Below are 24,627 nucleotides of genomic sequence, written 5' to 3' on the forward strand. Positions count from 1 at the left end.
AACTGATTTCTCGACTGCTCCTGCGCGTTAACGTCGCACCAGAGCAATATTATGAATATGAATCCTATGGCATGGTTTCGCCGCTCCCGTCCCCTGACAAAGGCGCCCGGGTACGCTGCGTTTTCTTCGAATGACCCGGCAGCGGAAAACAGTCCGCGCCTGGAGCTGTTCTCGGCCTCTCAGCTTGAGCGTTACGGTCAAACCCTGGCTCACGCTCATAAATTGTCTGCGGATAAAATGCCGTACTATCTGCTCAGACGACTCGGTGACAACGAGGCCGTAATTACCCAAAACTGTTACGCGCTTAACGAGTATAAGAAGTCGAGCATCATGCCTGCAGGCGAGTGGCTGCTGGACAACTACTACCTGATTGAAGAGCAAATTCGCAACGTACGTCAGCATTTACCCCCAAGCTTTGGTAAGGGCCTTCCCTCACTCACCTCGCCGCACCTTTGTCCGCGTATCTATGATATTGCCACGGAGGTCGTTGTGCATGGCGACGGGCGTTGGGATATCGCCAGTCTTACCAGCTTTATTACTGCCTATCAGCAGGTTACGCCGCTGACGTTAGGCGAAGTCTGGGCATTGCCCGGCATGTTACGCCTGGCGCTGATTGAAAATCTCCGTCAGGTCAGTATTGAGGTGGTAGAGGCTCAGCATGAACGTGACCTTGCTGATATATGGATAACACGGATGACTGAATGCGCAGAAAATGCGCCAGCTGACCTAATCATGGTTATCGCCGACATGGCGCGCTCCCGGCCGCCATTAAGCAGTGCTTTTGTCGCAGAAATGGTTCGTCGGCTGCAAGGACATGGTAATGCGCTGGCATTACCCCTGAGCTGGGTAGAACAACGCCTTGCCGAACAAGGCCTCACTACCCAGGTGCTAATACATCGCTTTAACCAGCAGCTTGCGACCAGTCAACTTTCCGTCAGCAACAGCATTGCCGGATTACGTTTGCTTAATGAAACCAACTGGCCCGATTTCGCTGAGGATATCAGCGTGGTTGAGCAAACGTTACGTCGCGATCCGGCAGGAATATATTCCTGCATGCATTTTGATACCCGCGATCATTATCGCCATGTGATTGAGATTCTGGCCCGGGAAAGTCAGCTCAGTGAGCCGGAAGTGGCGAACCGCATACTGGCGCTTGCGGAAACAACAGCACCCGGCATGCCACATCGTCACATTGGTTACTATCTGATGGGAGAAGGACGTCGTCAGCTGGAACGCCATCTGTCAGTGAATATCTCCGGCCTCAAACGTCTGCGACACAATTTCAACAGGTTTCCCCTGTTGTCCTGGCTGGGGAGCATGAGCCTGCTAACCACGGCGACAACGGCTGCAATATTATATGACACAGCGAATCCGGTAATGGCCTGGTGGTTGATACCGCTGGCCCTGCCCCTGATTGTGGCGGTGAGTCAGCTGGTCAGCGATATGTTGAGTGAAGCGACGACCCGCTTTCGTTCTCCCCGGCCGCTGCCAAGAATGGATTTTTCTGACGGTATTCCGGTTGCTTCTTCAACCCTGGTTGCAATCCCCTGCATGCTGACAAGTTGCGAAAGCTTCAGCAAACTCCTTACCAGTCTTGAAGTGTGCTGGCTTGGCAATCAAGATGATAACCTCTGTTTCGCGCTGATTACCGATTTTGCTGACGCAGCGACGGAAAGTACGGAAGAACAACGTACGCTGTTAAGTCAGGCAATGTCGGCAATGCACGTGCTTAACCAGCGCTATCCCTGTCGCCGTCAGCGCTTTTATTTGCTTCACCGGTCGCCTGAATGGAACGCTTCTCAGGGGATCTGGATGGGTTATGAACGTAAACGAGGCAAGCTGGCGCTACTGAACAGTTGGTTACGTCATCCAGAAACGCAGTTTTCCAGCGTTGCAGACATACCCGCCAATTGCTTACCTGCAGACATCAGGTATGTCATCACGCTGGACAGTGACACGCTCCTGCCGCGTGATACCGCGCACAAACTGGTCGCAACAATGGCACATCCACTTAACAGACCTGAATACGATCCGCTGCGTCAGAGGGTAGTCAAAGGCTACGGTATTTTACAGCCGGGGCTGGCTGAAGAGATGCCCCGAGACGGTCAGGGGCGTTATGCGGCCATGCGCAGCAGCGTACCGGGTAATAACCCTTATTCAATGATGTCTTCAGATATCTATCAGGATCTTTTTGAAGAGGGATCCTTTGTCGGAAAGGGAATTTATGACGTTGATATTTTTGTGCAGGCCACCGCCAACACCTGCCCGGAAAATCTGGTTCTCAGTCATGACCTTCTTGAAGGATGCTATGCACGCGCCGGGCTGCTGAGCGAGGTCTTACTCTACGAGCAGTACCCGAACAACTACCTGTCCGACGTCGCGCGCCGTACGCGCTGGATCCGTGGCGACTGGCAACTGCTTAACTGGCTTAAGTTCCGCGTCAGAAAAGCGGATGGCAGACAGGATAAAAACCCGTTATCGGCTCTCTCTCGCTGGAAACTGTTTGATAACCTGCGCCGCAGTCTGGTCGCCCCCGCCTTACTGGTGCTGCTATTTAGCTCACTGTTGTTGGTGCCTAATCCAGGGTACTGGCTGGGCGTGCTAATCCTCATCTGGTTGCTGCCTGCCGCGTTCTGTATCACTCTCGATCTGGTCAACAAACCGCTTCGCCGCCCTCTGAGGCAACACCTGGCGCTGGTTACGGCCGGTGCGCTGAAGCGAATTTCGCGAACCGGACTCAACTTTGTTTTATTGCCGCATGAGGCGAGCTATTCACTGTATGCGATCGCCGTTACGCTCTGGCGCCTTGGCATCAGCCAGCGCAATCTCACCCAATGGACCAGCCACATTCCGGACAATCTTCAGACCAGCGCTTCTGTGTTTCGTTTTTATCGGGCGATGTGGCTGAATGTAGCTTGTGGTGTGGCCTTCACCGCGCTGACTCTGCTACTGGCACCACAATGGCTGGCGATAGCTCTGATCATTAGCCTGGCGTGGTGCCTGGCACCGCTGTTGCTGAGTTGGTTGAGCCGCCCGCCAGCGAGCAAGACTTTCCTGCCCAGCCCACAACAGAAACAACTACTGCGTCAGACCAGCAGAGAAATCTGGGCTTTTTTTGAGACATTTGTTACAGCCCAGGAAAACTGGCTTCCCCCCGACAATTATCAGGAAATCCCTGAACCGAAAATAGCTCACCGCACGTCACCCACTAACATCGGCCTTTCCCTGCTGGCTAACCTTACGGCATGGGATTTTGGCTACCTTCCTGCCGGGTCAGTATTGCAGCGCATCACACAAACGCTCGATACGCTGGATAAGATGGAGCACTACCGTGGACATTTATATAACTGGTATGACACCCGCACGCTTGCTCCGCTTAGCCCGCGTTATGTTTCCAGCGTCGACAGCGGCAACATGGCTGGTCATTTACTGACGCTACGCGAAGGACTGTCAGCCATGCGTCATCAGCCCGTCATCAACGTTGCGCACGTACTGGAGGGGCTGAACGATACCCTGCATGCCCTGGAGAAACACTGGGGTTATAACGCGCCAGCCAGTCTGTATCTGCTGCGTATGCAGTTTATCAGTGCAGCGTCGTTACCCTCAGGACAAATGCCGGATGCCCTCCAAAAAATGCAGGCATACTGCAACGATCTGATCCAGCGATCTAAAGATCAAAGCAGTATTGTAGCGTGCTGGACAGCACGTCTGGACAGTCAGCTGCAGCAGCTCAACGATGAATGGTCGACGCTGCTTGGCTGGTTACCCGTGCAGCATAATGCCCAGCTGCTGCCTACCCTGAGTGAGATCGCAGGCGCGCAATGCATTGAGGAAGTTATCCCTCCGCCAGCCGTGATAGCCCAGGCCCGTCTGCGGCTGGCCATTATCAGTGAACTCGAACAACGGCTGGCTGATAATGCGCGAATGGATTTTGCGTTTCTCTACAATGATGCCACCAGCATGCTGAGTGTGGGTTACAACTGCGATACCAACACCCTGGACAAAAGCCACTACGATCTGCTTCCCTCTGAAATCCGTCTGACCAGCTTTGTCGCTATTGCAATGAATCAGCTACCGCTTAAAAGCTGGTATGCACTTGGCCGACTGTTTACCACTATAAATCGTGAAACCGCCCTGATGTCCTGGAGCGGTTCAATGTTTGAATATCTGATGCCGAATTTGGTGATGCCGACCTGGCGCGGCAGTCTGCTGGATGAAATGAGCAAATCCGCGGTAATAAGACAGATACACTGGGGCAAAGAGCGTGGTGTGCCATGGGGCGTGTCCGAGTCTGGCTATTATGCTTTTGATGTTCAAAACAATTATCAGTACCAGGCTTTTGGCGTACCCGGTCTGGGTCTGCGGCGCGGGCTTGCCGACGATATGGTGGTAGCCCCGTATGCCACGCTCCTGGCGCTGCTGGTTTCACCGCAAAAGGCCTGCGAAAATCTGCTCAGGCTGGAGAAGAATGGCGCGCACGGCGAGTATGGTTTTTATGAAGCGCTGGACTATACGCCATCGCGGCTGGCAACCGGGCAGCTTTTTTTGGTGGTGCAATCCTGGATGGCGCACCATCAGGGCATGGGGTTCCAGGCGCTGGGACATCTGCTGCTTGATGCACCTATGACCGGGCGGTTCATGTCGAGCCCCGCATTCAGGTCAGCCAGCCTGCTTTTACAGGAGCGCGTTCCCGATGCGGTCGATCTCTACAGCCCGCGCCGCCATTTTGAGTCCCACGAAGGCAGAGTGAAGCCTGTGCGCTATGAACCGCGAATTTTCACCCATGCGGATAGTCCAACGCCCGAAATACAGTTATTGTCCAACGGACATTACCATCTGATGATAACGCCCGGCGGCGGGGGTTACAGTCGCTGGAAAAACATCGCGCTGACACGCTGGCGCAGCGATACCACCCGGGATAACTGGGGAACATTCTGTTATATCCGCGATCCGCTCACTGACGAAGTGTGGAGTAATACCTGGCAACCTACGGGTGGCGGCAGCGCGGACATCAGCGACGAAATCATCTTTACTGATGCGGGTGCCGAATTCAGACGCGTGCTCGGCTCGCTCAGCGTTAAAACCCAGGTCGTGGTCTCCCCGGAAGATGACATCGAACTACGTCGTGTCACCCTGACGCATCACGGCCGAACACCGCGGGCGTTATCGCTGATGACCTATGCCGAAGTGGTGCTTGCCCCGGATGCGAGCGACCAGTCACATCCGGCGTTCAGCAACCTGTTTATCCAGACTGAAACCGATCCCACGCGAGATGCCATCCTGTGCCACCGGCGTTCACGCTCGCCGGATGAGCAGAGCCCGTACCTGTTTCATATGATGGTAGTTCATGGTGATTATTCAGAGAACGTTTCATTCGAAACCGACAGAGCCAGGTTTATTGGCCGCGGAAAAAGCCCGGCTGACGCCCAGGCGGCCAACACGGACGGGCCGCTTAGCAACACCTCCGGCGCCGTGCTGGATCCGATACTGTCAATACGTCACGCTATTACACTCCAGCCCGGACAGCCGGTCACCATTGATATCGTTTATGGCATCAGCGAAAACCGTCAGCAAAGCCTCAAACTGATGGAAAAATACCGCGATCATCCTATCGCCGATCGCGTTTTTGAACTTGCCTGGTCCCACAGTCTGGTGGTGTTACGGCAGATGAACGCCAGTGAAGACGACGCGACGCTGTTTAACCGTCTCGCCAGCACCATACTTTATCCCTGCCAGGAATTACGCGGTGACGAACAGGCCATCAGCCGTAACCGGCGCGGTCAGTCTGGCCTGTGGGGCTGGGGTATTTCAGGTGATTTGCCGCTTGTGCTGATCAGCATCACCAGTGAGGAGAGAATCGCCTCTGTGACCACACTGATTCAGGCACATCGATACTGGCGACTGAAAGGGCTGGAGGTGGATCTGGTTATTCTGAATAACAGCCCCGGTGGCTATCAGCATGTGCTGCAGACGCAGATTATGGATTTAATCTATGCGGGTTCAGAAGCCAGCCTGTTAGATGAACCTGGCGGGATTTTTGTCCGTAACGGCGATCATTTGTCCGCCGAAGACAAGCAGTTGCTGATAAGCGTGGCTTGCCTGAGCCTGGACGATCGCGCTGACGGCATCAACGAACAGCTTAACCAGCGTCTTCATACAACAAAAAAAATTGTCAGGCCTTTTGTGCCGTCGGTGACAGCTGAGGAAAGTAACCATACCGACTGGATACCGGATACTGACCTGTTAAGCCATTTCAACGGGTACGGCGGATTTTCTCAGGATGGCCGTGAATATCAGATCCTCTTAAGAGAAAATGCACCGACGCCGGCACCCTGGTCAAATGTGCTGGCAAACGAGGAGTTTGGCAGCGTGATTTCTGAAGCGGGTCAGGCTTACAGCTGGTTTGAAAATGCACACGAATACCGTTTAACGCCCTGGGAAAATGATCCGGTGAGTGACCGAAGCGGTGAAGCTTTCTATCTGCGCGATGAAGAAAGTGGCGCATGCTGGTCACCCATGGCCTTGCCCATGCGCGGTCACGGGGATTATCTCACCCGCCATGGTTTTGGTTACAGCGTGTTTGCCCACCGTGAATATGGCCTGGACAGTGAAATGACGGTACTGGTGGACGGACAGGCTCCGGTTAAGCTGACAATCCTGAAGCTTACTAACCACTCAGGCCGTACACGTAAATTATCTGTCACCGCCTATGTGGAATGGACACTAGGGGCAACGCGCACTCACTCTGCCGCGCATATCATCACGCATTCGCCCAGCCTTCCTGATGGTAGTGCGGTAATGGCAAATAACTTTTACGGTTCTAACGGCGGTGAACGCACTGCCTTTTTTGCCGTTAACGATCCTCAGAGTACGGTAACGGGCGACCGCCGCGAGTTTATAGGGCGTAATGGCTCACTGCGCGCCCCGGCCGCCATGAAGCTTCGTAGACTCTCGGGCAAAACGGGGGCCGGACTTGATCCCTGTGCCGCACTACAGTCGATAACCTCCATTATTGACGGTGACGAGAAAACCTTTGTTTTTGTCCTCGGCGTGGCGGGTAACCCGACACTGGCTCAGGAGAGGGTTGCCCGTTTTCTGAGTGAGCATAACGCGCGCCAGGCGCTGGACCAGGTTCATCATTTCTGGCACAACGTTCTCGATAAAGTCGTGGTGCGGACACCTGACAGCAGCGTTGATTTGCTGGTGAACGGCTGGCTGCTGTACCAGACATTAGCATGCCGTATTATGGCGCGCAGCGGGTATTACCAGTCTGGCGGGGCATTTGGTTTCCGAGACCAGCTGCAGGATACGCTGGCGCTGAGCAACGTTGCACCGGAGCGGCTGCGCAGTCAGATTGTGCTGTGTGCCTCACGACAGTTTATTGAAGGGGATGTTCAGCACTGGTGGCATCCTCCACATGGAAATGGCGTGCGCACCCGCTGTTCGGATGACTACCTGTGGCTCCCGCTTGCGGTCTGTCACTATGTGGACACAACGGGGGATACCGGGGTGCTCGAGCAGCATATTCCCTATCTTGAAGGACGTCCGCTTATGCCCGGCGAAGAATCTGTCTACGATACGCCGGTTATCAGCCACATTGAAGAGACGCTGTGGCAGCACTGTGTAAAAGCTATTAAGCGGGGACTACACTTCGGCCAGCATGGCCTGCCGCTGATGGGGGCTGGCGACTGGAATGACGGGATGAATCTGGTCGGCATTAAAGGCAAGGGTGAAAGCGTCTGGCTCGGTTTTTTCCTCTACGATATTTTGCAGCGTTTCGCAGCGCTGGCTGAACAGCGCCAGGATACATGCGTGGCGACATTATGTCAGTCAGAAGCGCTGCGCCTGAAAGAAAATCTTGCCTCTTCGGCCTGGGATGGTGCGTGGTACCTGCGCGGCTATTTTGACGATGGTACGCCGCTGGGTTCAGAGGCATCGCAGGAGTGCAGGATCGATGCGATTGCACAAAGCTGGTCCGTTCTGTCCGGCGCAGCTGATCCTGTGCGCAGTGCCCAGGCGATGCAGTCACTGGACAGCTATCTGGTGGATAACGATGCGGGACTGATCAAGCTGCTAACGCCCCCGTTTAATGGTCACGGTACTAACCCGGGTTACATACAGGGTTATCTACCAGGCGTGCGGGAAAACGGGGGCCAGTACACGCATGGTGCCATCTGGGCGGTAATGGCGTTTGCCAGGATGGGGCAGAAAGCACGAGCGTGGCAACTGTGGTCAATGATCAATCCGGTAAACCACGCGCTTCAGCCTGAGGGCGTTAATACCTACAAAGCGGAGCCTTATGTCATGAGTGCAGATGTGTACAGCGTTACGCCCCATACCGGACGCGCCGGGTGGAGCTGGTACACCGGGTCCGCTGGCTGGGCCTACCGTCTGGTCACTGAAGAGTTACTCGGGATAAAACGTTACGGTGAAACGCTGGTTATTCGCACACAATTACCTGATGACTGGCCTTCCTTTAGCATGACCTATCAACACGGGCAGAGTCAGTATTGCATCAGTATTGCACGTGGTGAAAGTCCGTATCAGGTCACAATGGATGGTATTCAGTTGCCGGACGACAGAATTCTTTTAATTGATGACAGACAAAACCACAGGATTGATATTATTCAGCAATAAGAAAAGGAGGCGATGAGCATAAAGTAGAAATAACAGGTGTGGATGACACACTGCAACGTTAAGTTGGTAGCCGTGTGCAAAAGATATGTTGTTATGCGAAGTCCGCTTTTCGCTCATAGCGCACCTTGTCCCGCACACATGTCCGCTTTGTGCCAAAAGCGGACGTTTGTGAATCGAGATGGTGTGATAGATGTTGTGTTTAATTCCGGGGACAGCTAACCAGTGTTAATGGCAGCGTATGCTGTCAGTTGATAAAAACTTCTGCCACCATGAAAATCCACATCAAAGTACCCACCATCAAAAATAACTTTAATGTATTATCGCTCAAAGGAAAATGATAGGTCGCAGCCACGCCTTTTTTTCGGGCGACAAGAAGTAAAACCGGCGGGAGTAACACTGCCCATATAACAAGTGCTATGCCAGCATAGGAAATGGCAAGCAGAAAACCATCAGGCTTGATAATACAAAACAGAGCCGGAGGTAAATACGTCAAAAGAACAGGTAACATTTCATTTTTCTTTACCATCCGGTTTTTCAATAAGTCACGAAAGTAATCACACAAACCTAACGAAGCTGAGAGCAAAGAAGATAATATGGCAAACATTGCGAAAAAAACCAGTATCACTTCCATTGATGCTACCGCTTTCGCGCCTTCAATCATTCTGATGAAAGGACCTATATTACCGCCGGAACGCTTGATTTCTGCAAAGGTGGCCTTATCAACCACACCCATAGATAGGGTTAACCAGTAATAGTAGATGAATGCCGAAATAAATACGCCTGCACATAAGCTTCCAACAACCTTTTTATAATTAGTCCGACCATAAATTTTGATGAGCGAGGGAATACTTCCATGAAACCCAAAGGATATAATGCAGACTGGAATGATTAAAATAAACGAAGAGACGCCATTTAATTCGGGGTTGTCAGTTAAATATTGAAGTTTGACACTTTCAAGCAAACTACCGGTGGCTAGGAAAAAAGTTATAAATTTTGCTGCAACGAAAAATGAAATAACGTAATTTGCTGTCGACCCACCCATGTAAATCAGAGATGAAACCAGAAAAGTGATTAACAAAACAGACCATGTCGCTCCATTAATGCCAAATAATTTATTAAGCACCCCGGAAAAGGCAGACGATGCGCCAGAGATATAAGCATAAGTGATTACATAGAGAACAAACAGAAAGCTTGCATTAACGATCACGCTGATCCTGTGGCCCAGAAGATCCTTTGTAAAAGTATGAAAGCTTGTCCCGGAAGGAAATCGCAAATTTACATCAACCAGCATTAATCCGGTTAGAAGCATGAAAAATGCTGAGATCGATAACGTGATTACCCCTTTTGTAAACCATACATTTTCAAGAGCCAGAGGAAGCGCAAACATGCCTCCACCCACTATCGTTGCAACCACTAAGGTTGTTCCATGGCTGAGCCCGGCAATATTTTTCATCATATTCCATTTCTCATAATGCCCGGCAAAGGCCGGGCAAAAGACAGACTACATTACTTCGTTATAGGCTAGTTTAAAACAGTTGTGAAAACGATCGATATGTTCTTTTTCATGTAATGCTGAAATAGCACACCTCAGTATGGCATTCCCCTCTGCGACCGTAGGGAACATCGCCACAGTAGTAGCGAATCCATGTTGGTGCATCTTCTTACACATCGTGATTGCGGTATCTTCATTACCGATGAGAATACCTCGTATCGGCATTCTTGTCCCTCTGTTGATGACGTCAGTATCAGCAAATTTTTCATCAAAATATGCGATAACGTCCTGCAACTGCACCTGTCTCCTGGCAACGGTGCCATCAAGGTGTAGGTCAGCAGCGGCCAGGCATGCCGCCATTCCCGGCAAGCTAGGAGGACCGCCAAATGCGTACGTGGTCCCGTAGGTTTTAATGAATTTAATCGTTTCCTCGAAGTTGCATGCAATAAATCCTCCATGCGAACCAAAAGCTTTAGACAGCGATCCCGTAATAATAATCCTGTCGTCCAGCTTATTGTCGAGGCATTCCATTACATAACCGGAGCCGTTTTCACCGAAGATAGAGGTTCCATGAGCGTCATCAATATAAGCATAACCATTATACTGACTAATTAACTTCGTCAGAAACTTAACCGGCGCCACGCCGCCCATAGAGCCTACACTGTCAGAGATAGATATCGGCGTAAGGCCATTATCATAGGCAAACTTAAATGCCTCTTCAATTTTTTTGTGATCCTGGAAATCTATACGCGCCACATCGCCAAATTGCTGCAACAGCCCCCGATTAATTTGCAAGGTAGCGTGCGCTGTTTTTTCAAGTATGAAATAAGGTTTATTGCTAAAAGTGTATTTTGGCAATGCCCCTGATGCCAGTAATGGCAAAACCGCGATATGACATGGCGTCACCGCATTGAAAGTAAGGGTGCATGCACCTTTCATGATGGCGCTTAGTTTACTTTCAATATCCCTAAAAATGTCTGGCTTAATTCGCGTTCTTGCCACCGAAAGTTGTACGCCAAAACGCTCCATTGCTTCATATACAGCCACTTTAAGTTTTTTGTGCGTTTCGATACCAAGATAAGAGCAGGACACAAACTCGATCATTTCCCTTCCATCATCGAGTCTGATTTTTTTTCCCTCTCTTTCAGTGACAATCAACTCATTGATGTTTTCCGAAAAAACACGTGTTTGATATTTTACAGATTTCTCAATTTTGTTTCTTTGCCAGTTCTGCACTTCGCTCTCCTTAAATAGCTAACTACCAGTAATGACAAAATCGCCAGGGATAATCCACTTAACCCCATCACTTTTTCAAATCCAATCCCTAAAGAAGTAGATTTTGTTACACAATAACTAATAACACCTGCACAGACAGTTTGCGTAAATCCGGTCAATGATGAAGCTACTCCCGTTTTATTACCTTTAATCTGCAATGCGGTGAAATGAGCGACTGGGTAATATGCACCTAATGTAAAATTGAACACAATGGCAGAGAGTAAATATAAAACTGGATCAGGATTTCCGATAATCAAAGGAACTAATGACAGTGCATTGATTCCAAAAAGTAAAAATGGATTTGTGAATGCGTTAAGCTTTGAAGCCTGATTTCCTGCTATGAAAAAAAGAACAGAAAGTGAAAAGACCAGTGAGTATTGAAAAGGCGTAAACTTTAAATTTTCAATAAAAATTACAGGCGTCAACGTAATAAAACAAAAAAGCGAACTCAGAATCAAGGAAACCAAAGCTGTCCCCGAAAAAAATTCGGTTGTCATAAAGCTGCCGTTATATTCTTCAGGCTTCTCTCCTGAACCAGGTAAACTTTTCGGAGCAAGAATGACCGTGATTATTCCAAAAATGAACATCGTTAAAAATATGTAGTTCCAGCTTACATAACCCAGCATTGCTCCGCCCGCGAGCGGTGCGAGCAGAGGAACTATAGCACTGGCAGAGGAAATGTCAGATAGGGCTTTTTTTAAGCTTTCTGCTGGAAAACTATCTTTTGCGATAGCTCTGGATAATACCGGTCCTGCGCCAGCACCCACGGCCTGTATAAATCTTCCTGCCATAAGTAAATAGATATTTTCAGCCATATAGCACAGCAGGCTACCTGCTGAAAAAACGATAAAACCTGCCGTTATCGTTTTTATTTTTCCTAACCTTTCACTTACAAAGCCTACACATAACTGGCTGATAGCATAAATGATAAGAAACCCGCTGACCGAAAGCTGAATAAGCGAATAATCAACCTGAAAAACTTTTTGCAGATCTGGCAGAGCCGGAACAATCATGTCGGTAGCCAGAGCTGACACAGATGCAGCCATTACAAGATATAAATACACTCGGTTCATAATCAAAATTAGCTTAAGCTCTAAAGAGCAACCAAGCTATCAAAACAACTTATAAATATCAATTTATCTTATGTAATCATAGTGCTATACAGCGTTCAGCTAAAAAAAACCTCCTTTAAATAAAAATAATATTAAAATCAATAACATATTGATTAACTGTACGATTAATGATCAACTCTTTAAGGTATTCTGTTCACGAAAAAAACAATTTAATTCCGGTTAGAAATCTATTTGTAAAATAATGATTACACAGATAGTGCTACTGAAAGGAAAGAATTAAGAATCATTCACCGCAAACCCAGCAATAACGATAGATGATAAAATCGTGATCGGTTTTTAACCACATGACAGATAGAAATCTGCTAAAAAAGTGATTTGTTAACTTTACACTTTTATGTGACATTTTTATAACAAATGAAGATGGAACTGTTGACTGGTAGCGCCTCATATATTAAATGAGGTTATCTGATGCGGTGCGCCTGAATGATGAGGCAGGTCGTTTCGCCGGCATCGCGCTGGCTATGGTAAGGGTTGACTACTTCCGGCAGTTCTACAGTTACTATACGCTGCATGAACGCGACGTCCTGGCGCTGATACTGGTTGACACCTCCGTGTTGTATATACGCCCTTTTCCGGACACGGCCATTAACCGCAGCCTTTCCTCCAGCCCGCTGTTCACAACGGTCCTGAAAACGTCAGCCAGTGGCAGCGCTACGTGGCGTTCAGCACTGGACGGCGTCGAGCGGGTATATGGCTACGCCCGTCTTGAGCAGTATCCCCTGATAGTCACGGCGGGATATGACCGTGATGCAATCAGGACGGCGTGGTTCTCTGCCAACGCTGCCGACGTTGTGCTGAACCTCGTGTTGCTTGTAATGATTACCGGCATGGGTATGTTTGTGCTCCGGCAGGTAAAGGCTAACGTCAGAAACCAGCTTGAACTTTCTGACGGCCAGGCAGACCAGGCTGACCGTCTTAAGCAGCAGGCTGACAGGGCGCTTTATAAGGCGAAAAGCAACGACCGTAACCGCATTCATGACATGAGTTAAAATGGTTTTCCGGGTAAGGGCATGCTGTCCGGCGCTGGGAAGATTTGTCCCCACTTATTGAGACCTGTCTTTCATTATTGCCGATTCTGTTCGCATATTTATCGCTGGTAAATGCGCTACCGGCACAGAGCTGACTGCTGCATAAGACGATGTCCGCTTTGTGCCAAAAGCGGACATTCACGCAGCAATCCAGCTGTGCCCATCGTTGCGTAATGAAACAGATGACGAATCGTGTGTTTTTTTCGTAAGGTAAATGCTGATTTCACAGCCAAATAAAGGGAGTAAGCGTGGGCAGATTTCAGGGGAAACGGATACTAATTACGGGCGGCACCAGTGGCATGGGGCTCGCAGGCGCTAAGCGTATTGTCAATGAAGGTGGCCATGTAGCCATTACCGGGCTTAATGAAGAAAGGCTGGAGCGTGCACGCAGCCTGCTTCCTGCAGCTTCGCTTATTCTGAAAAGCGATGCTGCAAGCGAGACTGACATACATGAACTGGGAGAGGCTATTAACGGCTGGGGTTCACTTGATGGATTATGGCTAAATGCCGGCTTTGCTGAAGTAGGCTCTCCGGAATCTGTAACGGCGGAGTCTTTCAATCGTATGATGAACGCTAATGTGCGCGGCCCGATGCTGCAGCTGGCAGCCCTCTCGGAATCACTTACTTCAGGCGCGTCCGTTCTGGTTACTTCTTCTTCCTCTGTATATGAAGGTGCGGCGATGACAAGCCTGTATGCAGCGACTAAAGGTGCCGTTATCGCTATGGTCAAAAGTTGGGCATCTGCGCTGGCCGTACGCGGTATCCGCGCTAATACATTGGTGCCGGGCCCGATTGAAACCAACTTCAGGCACTTTATGCCAGAGGCGTCGCGTCAGCAGTTTGAAGATTTTGTTGTAAGCCAGGTTCCTTTGGGCCGTGCAGGAACAGCTGAAGAGGCGGCTGCAGTTGCACTCTTCCTCCTTTCCGATGACGCATCTTATGTTACCGGCAGCCAGTATGCTGTAGATGGCGGGCTGGTTCATAACTGATAGTCAAAAGGATTCAGGAAAGCAGTTAAAATTAATCCAATGATGTCCGCTCCTCGCTCATAGCAGACTTTAAGCCAGCTGCAGGAGTTGACCTTGCCTTGCACCATCAGAATTTGGCGAGCCGGAGGAGTCCAGAAGGATACTTTTCTTTTTTCTAATTACAGTCGGTTTCAGCTGCAGGCAGAGCATCTACAAAAGCCTGATCCTACCCACGTAATGTGGACACGGCCCTAAGCGAGGTTTTGGTTTTCAAACTGTTCCGGGCTAAGACCGCCACAGGCACTGTGACGACGCCAGCGATTGTAATCGCACTCGATATAATTAAACACTGCCGTTCGCATTATTTCCCGGCTGGCAAAGTTCTCTCCGTGGATACATTCCACCTTCAGTGAGTGAAAGAAGCTTTCCGCACAGGCATTGTCGTAACAACAGCCTTTAGCGCTCATACTGCCCTGCAGATTATGCCGTTTCAGTAAGCTCTGGTAATTCGTTGAACAGTACTGACCACCCCGGTCTGTGTGCACGATGACATTTTCCGGGCGTTTACGCCGCCATAACGCCATCTGCAGTGCATCGCAGGCAAGCTGTGCCGTCATCCGTGAGGACATCGACCAGCCAATGACTGACCGCGACCACAGGTCAATCACCACCGCCAGATACAGCCAGCCTTCACCGGTGCGCAGATACGTGATGTCACCCACCCACTTCTGATTCGGGCCGCTGGCGTAAAAGTCCTGATTCAACAGATTCTCGGATACTGGCAGACCATGCTCACGGTAACTGACCGGGCTGAACCGGCGCGAGGCTTTCGCCCGCAGCCCCTGACGACGCAGACTGGCGGCGATAGTCTTGATGTTGTACTCCGGCAGTTCATCAGCAAGACGAGGTGCTCCATAACGCTGTTTTGCCCTGGCAAAGGTCTGTCGAACCGCATCATCGCAGACAAGTCGGAACTGTTGACGTCGGTTTATCTGGTGACGACGCTGACGCCAGGCATACCAGCCACTGCGGGCGACCTGCAGTACCCGGCACATGGCTTTAATACTGAACTCAGCCTGATGCTTTTCGATAAAGACATACTTCATTTCAGGCGTCTGGCGAAGTATGTCGCGGCCTTTTGGAGAATGGCCAGCTCCTCGTCCCGTTCAGCCAGTTGGCGTTTGAGGCGGGCATTCTCAGCGGCGAGTTCGCTCTCACGTTCAGAGGACGTTGCCTGTTGCTGCCGCTTGCTACGCCAGGTGTAAATTTGCGACTCATAAAGGCTGAGTTCGCGGGCGGCTGCGGCCACACCAATGCGCTCGGCCAGTTTCATGGCTTCGTTGCGGAATTCAGGTGTATGTTGCTTGCGTGGCTTTTTGGTGGTTGATACTGATTTTGTCATGTGAGTCACCTCTTGCTTGAGAGTTTACTCACTTAGTCGCGTGTCCACTATTGCTGGGTAAGATCATAGCGTTTTTTCATGATGACAAGCACTATTTTTAGTAGGGACGATTCATTATTTATTCATTTTTTTTCAGCTATCTGTTTGGCCTTAATCTTAAGGTGGACACACTGCAAGTGATGAAAGCTGGTGCCTGGTCAGTTTTTTGTAATAAATTCACCAACTCCATATCTTTTCATTCAGTAAAATTGAACAAAAAGACCAATAATTTACATTATGTTACTTTTATTGACTTAAAATAAACTTAATAATGACATACCTTACAAAGCATTGATGACCGCCGCTTTTCCGGAAAATTAATTATATATCAGAGAGAAAATGATTAACCCTTTTCTTTTGCAGAAAAAAAACCTTAAAAAAGTAATAAAAATTTTTATTTCCGTTAGTAGCATTTTTATAAGTTCGGGCGTTTTACCGGCCAGTCAAAAGATAGACATCCAGGATGAACGGGTTTTGAATAATCCTCCTGAAATAGTTAAGAAAGGGGATGTTCTTTACTTTGACGGCCAAATAACAAATGAGGCCTATGTATTATTCTTAAAAGAAATCGGCAACTCCAGAATCAAAACCGTCTCTGTTAACAGCATTGGTGGAGATGTGGAAAATGCTTTATCCATAGCCAGTTACATTAAAAAAAATAATATGGATATAGAAGTTCGCAGCGTCTGTGCCTCTGCGTGTGCTAACTATCTATTTGTGGCAGGTAACCGTAAATTAATTAATAATGATTCATACATCCTGTGGCACGGTGGCGCCAACGGACCAGAGCAAGAAGTTGAAATTTCTGGGGATATAACCCGCGCAGAATTTTTCAGGCTTGAATCCGTTCAACAGATAAAGAAAAAGGAAGCACTCTTTTACAAGGAGGCAGGGGTAAGAAATGAGATATGTTATTGCCCACAGCTAAAAAATAACTATCACGATACTTTCCCGGAAAAATGGTTTTCATATTCTCCGGAAGATATGAACAGATTTGGCATAAAGAATATCTCTTTTGCCACTACATCTTCTCAATGGCTTATGTCAATGAGAAAAAAACACGTCATCTTTGCCCATTATTGTAATCAGGAGAAGTAACAATGCGTGAACTTTCTTTGAATGAAATGGATGTGGTTGCTGGTGGTTTTTCAATTGGTAGCTGCTCAATTGGCGGTTCCTACTCTTCCACGCATGACGGTCACGGTGGCTCTTCAACATCAGTGAGCGTTCATGCAGGCTGCGGCATTAACGCACCGGATGCAGGCAGAGGTAACAGCGGTAACTCCGGCAAATCACACTCTGGCCGCAACGGCAATAGCAAAAGCGACCGTGGCGGCAAGCATTAATTCTTAGCCTCAGTTTAATGCGGCTTCAGGTACCGGTTGCCGCATAATACGGTTTGTTACTGACAGGAAACCCCTCTGATTTTCGGGGCATGCAGGGTAACATGAACTCATCTCTCTATCGGCAGTCGGCTATTACACACAGAACTAACGTATGGAAAGGAAAAGCCCTGCTGGTGCGTGGACTTCCAGTATGGGTACATCTGCTTATTACCGCCATTTTTCTTATCTCACTTACTCTCCTTCTTACTTTTGGTAGTTATACACATCGTGTAACCGTAAGTGGTGAGCTTGCATCCGTACCTCGCCCTGTTACTGTCGCGTCTCCGGATCAGGGCTTTGTTATAAACAAATTTGTTAGCCCAGGCGATAATGTCAAAAAAGGACAGCCGCTGTATGAGATTAATATTAGTCGTACAACACGTTCGGGTGTGGTCAGCGTGCAACACAGACAAAGTACACAAGAACAACTTAGAATCGTCGATGATATTATAGGGCGCCTTCGTGAAAACCGGCGTATTACTCTTGCCACGCTTGAACAGGAAAAGGCAAGTTATGCTGCGGCATTTGAACATTCCACTAAAATTCTTAAACAGGCAGCTTCAGGCCTGAAAGAGATGAAACAAAACATGGAAAGCTATCGGCGCTATCAGCAGGCAGGATTAATAAATCGCGATCAACTTTCTCAGCAGACCTCTCTTTTTTATCAGCAGCAAAATGATCATCTCACTTTGAGCGGTCAACGTGAGCAGAATGCATTACAGGTTCTTGCGCTTGAGGGTGATATACGCACACGTGCAGCTGATTTTGACAATGAAATATTTCGCATGGAAATGCAGCGGAGTGTACTGGCTCGTCAGAATACAGAAGATGATGCTTCCGGCACGCTTTTAATTACCTCTCCGGTTAATGGTCGGGTAGATACGGTCAGTCTTACATTGGGGCAAAGCACCCGTTCGGGCGATACGCTGGCACAAATTATTCCGGATGTTAAACCACACTGGGAACTGGTGATGTGGATCCCGGACAGTGCCCTGCCCTTTATAAAAACCGACGCGCCGGTCAATATTCGCTATAGCGCTTTTCCATCGGAAAAATTCGGGTTATTTCCCGGCCGCATTGCAGAGGTCTCGGTCACACCTGCCGGTATGCAGGAACGTTCGCACTGGGCCAGCGCACCCGGCGCTGATACAGGTATACCACAAACCTGGTACAGACTAACCATCACACCTGACGTGACACATTTTGTATGGCAGGGGCAACGTCTTAAAGCGGGCAACGGGCTTCGGGCAGACTGCACGCTTTTTTTGGAAAAGCGCCGGCTATGGCAGTGGGTTCTGTCGCCGCTTTATGAAATGCGGGACAGCACGCGCGGAGCAATTAATGGATAACGAAAAACTTGCCTGGCTTCAAAGACGTCTAAATTTTTCTCCTCGTCGTCGGGTGCCCCTCATCCTTCAGACCGAGGCTGCGGAGTGTGGACTTGCCTGTATGGCCATGATCGCAGGCTGGCATGGTCATCATACAGATTTGTTTACATTGCGCAGTGAAAGCGGCCTCTCTTCACGTGGGGCAACGCTGGGCACCCTGCATGCCATTGCTGGCAACCTTGGACTGGCCGGGCGGGCACTGTCACTGGATCTGGAAGAACTTTCAGCACTGCGATTGCCGTGTGTGCTCCACTGGGATTTCAGTCATTTCATCGTGTTGGTCAGTCTCAAAGGTGACAAGGCTGTTATCCATGATCCTGCATATGGCCGACGAACGGTCAGTAGTCAGACACTGTCGCAAAGCTTTACTGGTGCTGCGCTGGAGTTATGGCCCGATCGTAATTTTAGCCGCCAGAAAAAGTCATCACGTGTCAGACCTACAGAGTTGATACGTGGTATTACCGGTTTTGGCCCGGCGTTGATTAAAGTATTTTGTCTGTCTGTTATGACTGAATGTATCAGTCTGCTGTTACCGGTAGGTACCCAGATTGCCCTCGACCATGTTGTTCCCTCTTCCGATCGCGGGCTCCTGGAGCTGGTTTGTTTGTCTTTAGGGATGCTAATTCTGCTGCAAACAGGTCTTAATTTGCTTCGTTCCTGGACTGTGATGATTACGGACACTTTGACAGACATACAGTGGAAAGAAGGATTATTAAGACATTTATTGTCGCTTCCCCTGCCCTGGTTTTCAAAAAGGAGAATGGGGGATATACAGTCCCGTTTTGCCTCACTTGGCATTCTGCGGGACAGCTTTGTTCACGATATTACCGGTAGCATCATTGACGGCATTATGTTGATTGGCTCACTGATCTTGCTGGCGGTTTACGGGGGGCCTCTGCTTTGTTGCGTGGTGGTTGGCTTTGTGCTGATAGCGGTTTTAATGCGTTTAATAACTTTTCCCCGCTATCGCCAGCTGGCTGAGGAACAACTGATAAAAAATGCAACGGCTGCTTCGCATTTTAGCGAGTCGCTTTGGGGCATCGCCACACTCCGGGCACAGGGTCTGGCGTCGCAGCGTGGGCGCAACTGGCTGACGCTGGAAGTTGAAGCTGCAAATGCCGGCGTTAACCGACGCCGCTTTGATATTTTATTTAATGCAGTTAGCGGGCTGACCGGAGCCCTGGATAATATTGTCATCCTCTGGCTGGGTATCAGCGCCGTGATGACGCACAGTCTTTCATTAGGCGCATTTGTAGCGTTTGGCGTCTTCAGAGAAATGTTTACGGGACGGGCGCTTTCCCTCACTGAGATGTTCCTGCGATTAGGAATGCTTTCATTACATGGCGAGCGGATCGCAGATATTGCGCATACTACGCCCGAACCCATATCACCCTTAACGGAACAATTTAAACCTGGAAAAGCTATCGTGCTGGAAGCGAAAGAACTTTTGTTCCGTCATGATGCCCAGTCTTCGCCTGTGCTACAGGATTTAAATCTTACTCTTTGTGCAGGAGAAAGTGTTGCTATTACCGGACCTTCAGGTTGTGGTAAGACCACGCTTATGAAAATATTATGTGGACTTGTGCCACCTTCCGGAGGAAACGTTCTGGCTGATGGTAAAGATATCTATGCAGGCGGTGTGGAAAGCTATCGTCGGGCTGTATCCTGCATTCTCCAGGAGGATCGGTTGTTCGCAGGGTCAATGCGGGAAAATATTACCGGGTTCGGTGACATGCCTGATGAGGCCTGGCTTGAAGCGTGCGCCCGTCTCAGCCACATTCACGATGACATTATGGCATTGCCTATGGGCTACGATACGCTAACCGGGGAGCTTGGCGAAGGATTATCAGGCGGACAACGGCAGCGCATATTTATTGCCCGGGCTTTATATCGACGGCCCGGCATACTGTTTATGGATGAGGCAACAAGTCATCTGGACGAGCATAATGAAGCGCTGATCAATATGGCTATACGTGGCCTGAATATTACCCGTGTCATCATCGCTCATCGGCCTTCCACCATCGCCTCTGCCGATCGGGTAATCAATCTTTCAGTTGTTCATAAACGCATCTAATGCCGGGGCTGCCATAAGCCCGCCTGGCTTCATATACCGGGGCCAGGTTTTGGCTGTTCGCTCCTCACCCTGCTGCGGTGCGCCTCAGCCATAACCCGGCCCCGTTGCTTTGACTATATATGTCCACAAACGTTATTCACTCTGTTTTATGTGCATTAAGCAGCTCAGAAACACATTTCGGATTAGCCTGCTGGTTTGCGTCACTCAATACTTTGTGAATGCTGTTGTTCTTCACAACCGCATTCTCAGCAACCATACATCTTATGCACGCCGACAAAAGCATAGTCTGAAGCCATTCTGTAGGGTGGTACTGAATCGCCACGGGTTTAACAGACACCTCAGAGTCATTTAAGATGGCTGAAAGAGAGGTGCCCATGAGCGGTAAGCGTTATCCAGAAGAGTTTAAAATTGAAGCAGTCAAACAGGTTGTCGATCGTGGCCATTCTGTTTCCAGCGTTGCAACACGTCTCGATATCACTACCCACAGCCTTTACGCATGGATAAAGAAGTACGGTCCGGATTCTTCCACTAATAAAGAACAGTCAGATGCTCAGGCCGAGATCCGCCGTCTCCAGAAAGAGCTGAAGCGGGTTACCGACGAACGGGACATATTAAAAAAAGCCGCGGCGTACTTCGCAAAGCTGTCTGACTGAGGTACGCCTTTATCCGTGACAACACCTGTTGCTGGCCTGTTCGCCTGCTCTGTCGGGTGCTGGATGTTCATCCCAGTGGTTTTTACGCCTGGCTTCAGCAGCCGCATTCACAACGCCATCAGGCAGACCTGGGACTGACAGGACAGATTAAACAGTTCTGGCTGGAATCGGGATGCGTCTATGGTTATCGCAAGATCCATTTGGATCTGCGGGACAGCGGGCAACAGTGCGGAGTGAACAGAGTCTGGCGACTGATGAAACGTGTCGGGATAAAGGCTCAGGTCGGATACCGGAGCCCGCGGGCACGTAAAGGCGAGGCCAGTATCGTGTCGCCCAACAGGCTCCAGCGACAGTTCAATCCGGATGCTCCGGATGAGCGTTGGGTAACGGACATAACCTACATCAGGACCCACGAAGGCTGGCTGTATCTTGCCGTGGTTGTTGATCTGTTCTCACGCAAAATTATCGGCTGGTCCATGCAATCCCGGATGACAAAGGACATTGTCCTGAACGCACTGCTGATGGCTGTATGGCGGCGTAATCCCCAAAAACAGGTGCTGGTTCATTCGGATCAGGGCAGTCAGTACACAAGCCATGAGTGGCAGTCGTTCCTGAAATCACACGGCCTGGAGGGCAGCATGAGCCGTCGCGGTAACTGCCATGATAATGCGGTTGCAGAAAGCTTTTTCCAGTTGTTGAAACGCGAACGGATAAAGAAAAAGATCTACGGAACGCGGGAAGAAGCCCGCAGCGATATTTTTGATTACATCGAAATGTTTTATAACAGTAAGCGTCGGCATGGTTCTAGCGATCAAATGTCACCGATAGAATATGAAAACCAGTATTATCAACGGCTCGGAAGTGTCTAGATTATCCGTGGCGATTCAGTAATGGTTATCGCTGAGACCCCGATACAGCGTTACGCTATGCGCATTTATACGGGCGAATATCTGTTCAATATCGTCCACTTCTATCTGGAAATTTACGCCGCGTCCCAGCGGTCTGGTGAGTTCTGCCGTATTCCACCCTCCTGGATGATACTGCTCAAGCATCAGTTGCGCTTCGCCAAGGTTGATATAGGCAAACTCCGGCTCTGTGCGCCTGATCATGACGCTGAAGCCAAGCACATCGGTATAGAAGCTAAGGGAAGCGGGAAGATCTGTTACGGTCAGCTCGGGAACCATGCGGTTCCAGTAGGGTTCTTTCATGTCAGTCATTTTTTTCATCCTTTTTTGACTGACGCAGCATACACCAGATGGCTTGTGCGGGGTTCGTGGCCGGGATGGTATGTTCAATTCGACCTGGTAGCAGATTCAGATGAGGAGGAGGCCGCCTCATGGCTGCGGCCAGCAAATTACTACAAAGGGGATACAGCTTGAACATTGTGCTGGAAGACGTAAGGATCAGATAGCAGCTCAAATTGCTCGTCGTCTGGATAGGTGACTGCAATCTGGTACTGTTCGCCTGCAAATGCTTTCACTGCCTCAAGATCTTTCCAGTAAGTTGCCAGGAAGAAATGTTCCCATTCACCCTGTGTCTCTCTGCGTACATATGCTCCCAGATTTCCTGGTGTCCTCTCTGAATGTTCAACACCGGTCTTTTGCAGATGGCTTGCAAAGCCTTCTGCATACTTAAACGGTACGCATCCGTGCCATGTTCTGACAATCATGTGTCTATCCTCATGTTGTGGAAGGGTTTAACCATAACATGGGATGGAAAGAGGTGGGATTCGTGATCAGATGTTATGGTAAATACAGGGTGTCTGAAGAAGGTGCATCGGATTACTGCATTACTCAGAGAGCCCGGAATATCCACACTGTAATGGGATACAACAGGTAAAGAATGACGACGACTTGCAGCCCTTTGAGCAGCCAACGGGTACGACGCCAGAGGTGACGTTCCTTTTCATTGGCTTCCTGAATGGATTTCTGTATCTGATCCTGATGAGGCACAGCGTCATCCTTGATTGAGGGTTATCAGAGGTTCCAGCATAACGGAACACGCTTTTTCATCAAGTGCATCACCCAGATGTTATGGTAAATTCAGGTGACCGGCAGGTATGGAAGAGATTTGACCGTCGGGCGCCAGCCTACCCGTTAACTTCACTCTGCAGGAGTGATAGCATCGCCCGGTTTACTGGCATGCCTGATAACTTACAGGGAGCGTTTAATGCAATTAATGAGAATGACCTACGACGATCTGACCAAGGGCGGCGGCGAGGCAAAGCTGCACGTTTACGGCGTGGGGACCTTTCCAGTCTTTTCCGGCCAGAAGCCTTATACCAACGATCCAAACTGTACGTACAGGCCTAACAGCGCCATTCCGGTCGGGCGCTACTGGATCGTTCCGCGCCCTGAAGGCAGTATCGCGAACCGGATCAGAGGATGGGCCGTCGACACCTGGAACAGTTCAAATCATTCAGAGTGGTTTGCGCTCTTTAATTCGGAAACGATGAATGATTCCATCCTGATCAACGGCGTTGCCCGCGGCGGCTTTCGCCTGCATCCCCTTCGGCCGGACGGCTCCGGAGAAAGTGAAGGGTGCATCACCTTCGTGCGGCGCGCTGATTTCTACACGGTAAGGCATGCGCTGCTCCGGAGAAAAAAAGTTCGCGTGCCGGGTTCGCGAAACGGCTTGATGGCATACGGCTACGTTGAGGTTCAGGGAGAAAGTAACTTTGCAAACTGCAAAATTCGTTAAAAAAACAGCGGGGTTTTTCGTCTGTTTTATTGTGGCCTTTATGGTGTCACGTTACGGGATGCCGCTCTATCCGCTGACGGCGTGGCTCGTTGAACATTCTTACCAAATTTTCAGCGGTTACCAGGATGACGTATATGAAGCCGGTACGGATCCGGTGACGTTTTTTTCTCTTATGACTGTTATCGCGTTTTACGCTCTGGCCATGTACTGGCTGGTAAAAGCGGCAGTTAAAAAAGTAAAGCGTGGATAGGCTGATTGCAGTAAAAGCCGGGGCGCTCTGTTGGTTTCTGATATCAGGCCGATAACAGGATCAACAACACCAGGCGCGTTACGGCAGTTCATAAGAAAGTTCTTTTCAGCACCCCATACGGGGTGCTTTTTTATCCTTTCCTGCAGTTCTGTATGAAAAATCAACGCAACAACAGGTTCGCAAGCCGGATGTTATGTTCAATC

16 protein-coding genes are annotated in these 24,627 nt (G+C 49.6%); 10 read left to right on the forward strand and 6 right to left on the reverse strand.

The window, feature by feature from the left end:
* Positions 1 to 51 precede the first annotated feature (51 nt).
* On the forward strand, positions 52 to 8,637 hold the full coding sequence (locus QZH36_RS03240; RefSeq protein WP_301729642.1) for a glycoside hydrolase family 94 protein: 8,586 nt from the start codon (positions 52 to 54) through the stop codon (positions 8,635 to 8,637).
* A gap of 244 nt (positions 8,638 to 8,881) precedes the next feature.
* Here QZH36_RS03240 and QZH36_RS03245 read toward each other — a convergent pair whose 3' ends face one another.
* The 3 genes from QZH36_RS03245 to QZH36_RS03255 are packed head-to-tail and all read right to left on the reverse strand — an operon-like array spanning position 8,882 to position 12,477.
* On the reverse strand, positions 8,882 to 10,093 hold the full coding sequence (locus tag QZH36_RS03245) for an aromatic amino acid transport family protein (RefSeq protein WP_253454406.1): 1,212 nt from the start codon (positions 10,091 to 10,093) through the stop codon (positions 8,882 to 8,884).
* Positions 10,094 to 10,138: 45 nt separating this feature from the next.
* Positions 10,139 to 11,365 carry an aminotransferase class I/II-fold pyridoxal phosphate-dependent enzyme gene (locus QZH36_RS03250; RefSeq protein WP_301729643.1) on the reverse strand — a complete coding sequence of 409 codons (1,227 nt, stop codon included), beginning with the start codon at positions 11,363 to 11,365 and terminating at the stop codon, positions 10,139 to 10,141.
* Positions 11,326 to 12,477 (reverse strand): MFS transporter, encoded by a 1,152-nt coding sequence (locus QZH36_RS03255; RefSeq protein WP_301253448.1) that lies wholly within the window; start codon positions 12,475 to 12,477, stop codon positions 11,326 to 11,328. The genes QZH36_RS03250 and QZH36_RS03255 overlap by 40 nt, the downstream gene beginning before the upstream one ends.
* Positions 12,478 to 12,932: 455 nt before the next feature.
* Here QZH36_RS03255 and QZH36_RS03260 point away from each other — a divergent pair, with 455 nt between their 5' ends.
* On the forward strand, positions 12,933 to 13,526 hold the full coding sequence (locus tag QZH36_RS03260; RefSeq protein ID WP_301729644.1) for a PDC sensor domain-containing protein: 594 nt from the start codon (positions 12,933 to 12,935) through the stop codon (positions 13,524 to 13,526).
* Positions 13,527 to 13,813: 287 nt separating this feature from the next.
* A complete protein-coding gene (locus tag QZH36_RS03265) occupies positions 13,814 to 14,554 on the forward strand; it encodes an SDR family oxidoreductase (RefSeq protein ID WP_301253446.1) in 741 nt (246 codons plus the stop codon).
* A 230-nt stretch (positions 14,555 to 14,784) separates the two neighbouring features.
* Here QZH36_RS03265 and QZH36_RS03270 read toward each other — a convergent pair.
* A protein-coding gene (locus tag QZH36_RS03270) for an IS3 family transposase (RefSeq protein ID WP_253459590.1) occupies positions 14,785 to 15,935 on the reverse strand; the annotation gives its coding sequence in 2 pieces (ribosomal slippage) (positions 14,785 to 15,677 and positions 15,677 to 15,935; 1,152 coding nt in all).
* Between the two features lie 378 nt (positions 15,936 to 16,313).
* Between QZH36_RS03270 and QZH36_RS03275 the strand changes: the two genes are divergently transcribed.
* From QZH36_RS03275 to QZH36_RS03295, 5 genes are all read left to right on the forward strand, one after another.
* On the forward strand, positions 16,314 to 17,072 hold the full coding sequence (locus QZH36_RS03275; RefSeq protein WP_301729645.1) for a hypothetical protein: 759 nt from the start codon (positions 16,314 to 16,316) through the stop codon (positions 17,070 to 17,072).
* Between the two features lie 2 nt (positions 17,073 to 17,074).
* Entirely contained in the window at positions 17,075 to 17,320 is a 246-nt protein-coding gene (locus QZH36_RS03280; RefSeq protein WP_253454399.1) for a hypothetical protein, read from the forward strand.
* 101 nt (positions 17,321 to 17,421) lie between these two features.
* Positions 17,422 to 18,708, forward strand: coding sequence for an HlyD family secretion protein (locus QZH36_RS03285; protein ID WP_301729646.1), 1,287 nt, complete (start codon positions 17,422 to 17,424; stop codon positions 18,706 to 18,708).
* The gene (locus QZH36_RS03290) at positions 18,701 to 20,821 is read left to right on the forward strand and encodes a peptidase domain-containing ABC transporter (RefSeq protein ID WP_253454401.1); all 2,121 of its coding nucleotides are present in this window, start codon (positions 18,701 to 18,703) and stop codon (positions 20,819 to 20,821) included. The genes QZH36_RS03285 and QZH36_RS03290 overlap by 8 nt, the downstream gene beginning before the upstream one ends.
* Positions 20,822 to 21,195: 374 nt before the next feature.
* A protein-coding gene (locus tag QZH36_RS03295) for an IS3 family transposase (protein ID WP_445235113.1) occupies positions 21,196 to 22,343 on the forward strand; the annotation gives its coding sequence in 2 pieces (ribosomal slippage) (positions 21,196 to 21,469 and positions 21,469 to 22,343; 1,149 coding nt in all).
* A 15-nt stretch (positions 22,344 to 22,358) separates the two neighbouring features.
* On the opposite strand, the gene QZH36_RS03300 is transcribed toward QZH36_RS03295, so the two are convergent.
* A complete protein-coding gene (locus QZH36_RS03300) occupies positions 22,359 to 22,691 on the reverse strand; it encodes a VOC family protein (RefSeq protein ID WP_445235114.1) in 333 nt (110 codons plus the stop codon).
* Between the two features lie 140 nt (positions 22,692 to 22,831).
* Positions 22,832 to 23,143: a hypothetical protein gene (locus QZH36_RS03305; RefSeq protein WP_024966939.1), complete on the reverse strand. Its 312-nt coding sequence runs from the start codon at positions 23,141 to 23,143 to the stop codon at positions 22,832 to 22,834.
* Positions 23,144 to 23,643: 500 nt separating this feature from the next.
* Here QZH36_RS03305 and QZH36_RS03310 point away from each other — a divergent pair, with 500 nt between their 5' ends.
* Positions 23,644 to 24,174, forward strand: coding sequence for a DUF2778 domain-containing protein (locus QZH36_RS03310; protein ID WP_301729647.1), 531 nt, complete (start codon positions 23,644 to 23,646; stop codon positions 24,172 to 24,174).
* Positions 24,152 to 24,424 carry a hypothetical protein gene (locus QZH36_RS03315; RefSeq protein WP_301729648.1) on the forward strand — a complete coding sequence of 91 codons (273 nt, stop codon included), beginning with the start codon at positions 24,152 to 24,154 and terminating at the stop codon, positions 24,422 to 24,424. Before QZH36_RS03310 ends, QZH36_RS03315 begins: the two co-directional genes overlap by 23 nt.
* Positions 24,425 to 24,627 lie beyond the last annotated feature (203 nt).

Source organism: Erwinia wuhanensis (assembly GCF_030484085.1).
GTDB classification, from domain to species: domain Bacteria; phylum Pseudomonadota; class Gammaproteobacteria; order Enterobacterales; family Enterobacteriaceae; genus Erwinia; species Erwinia aeris.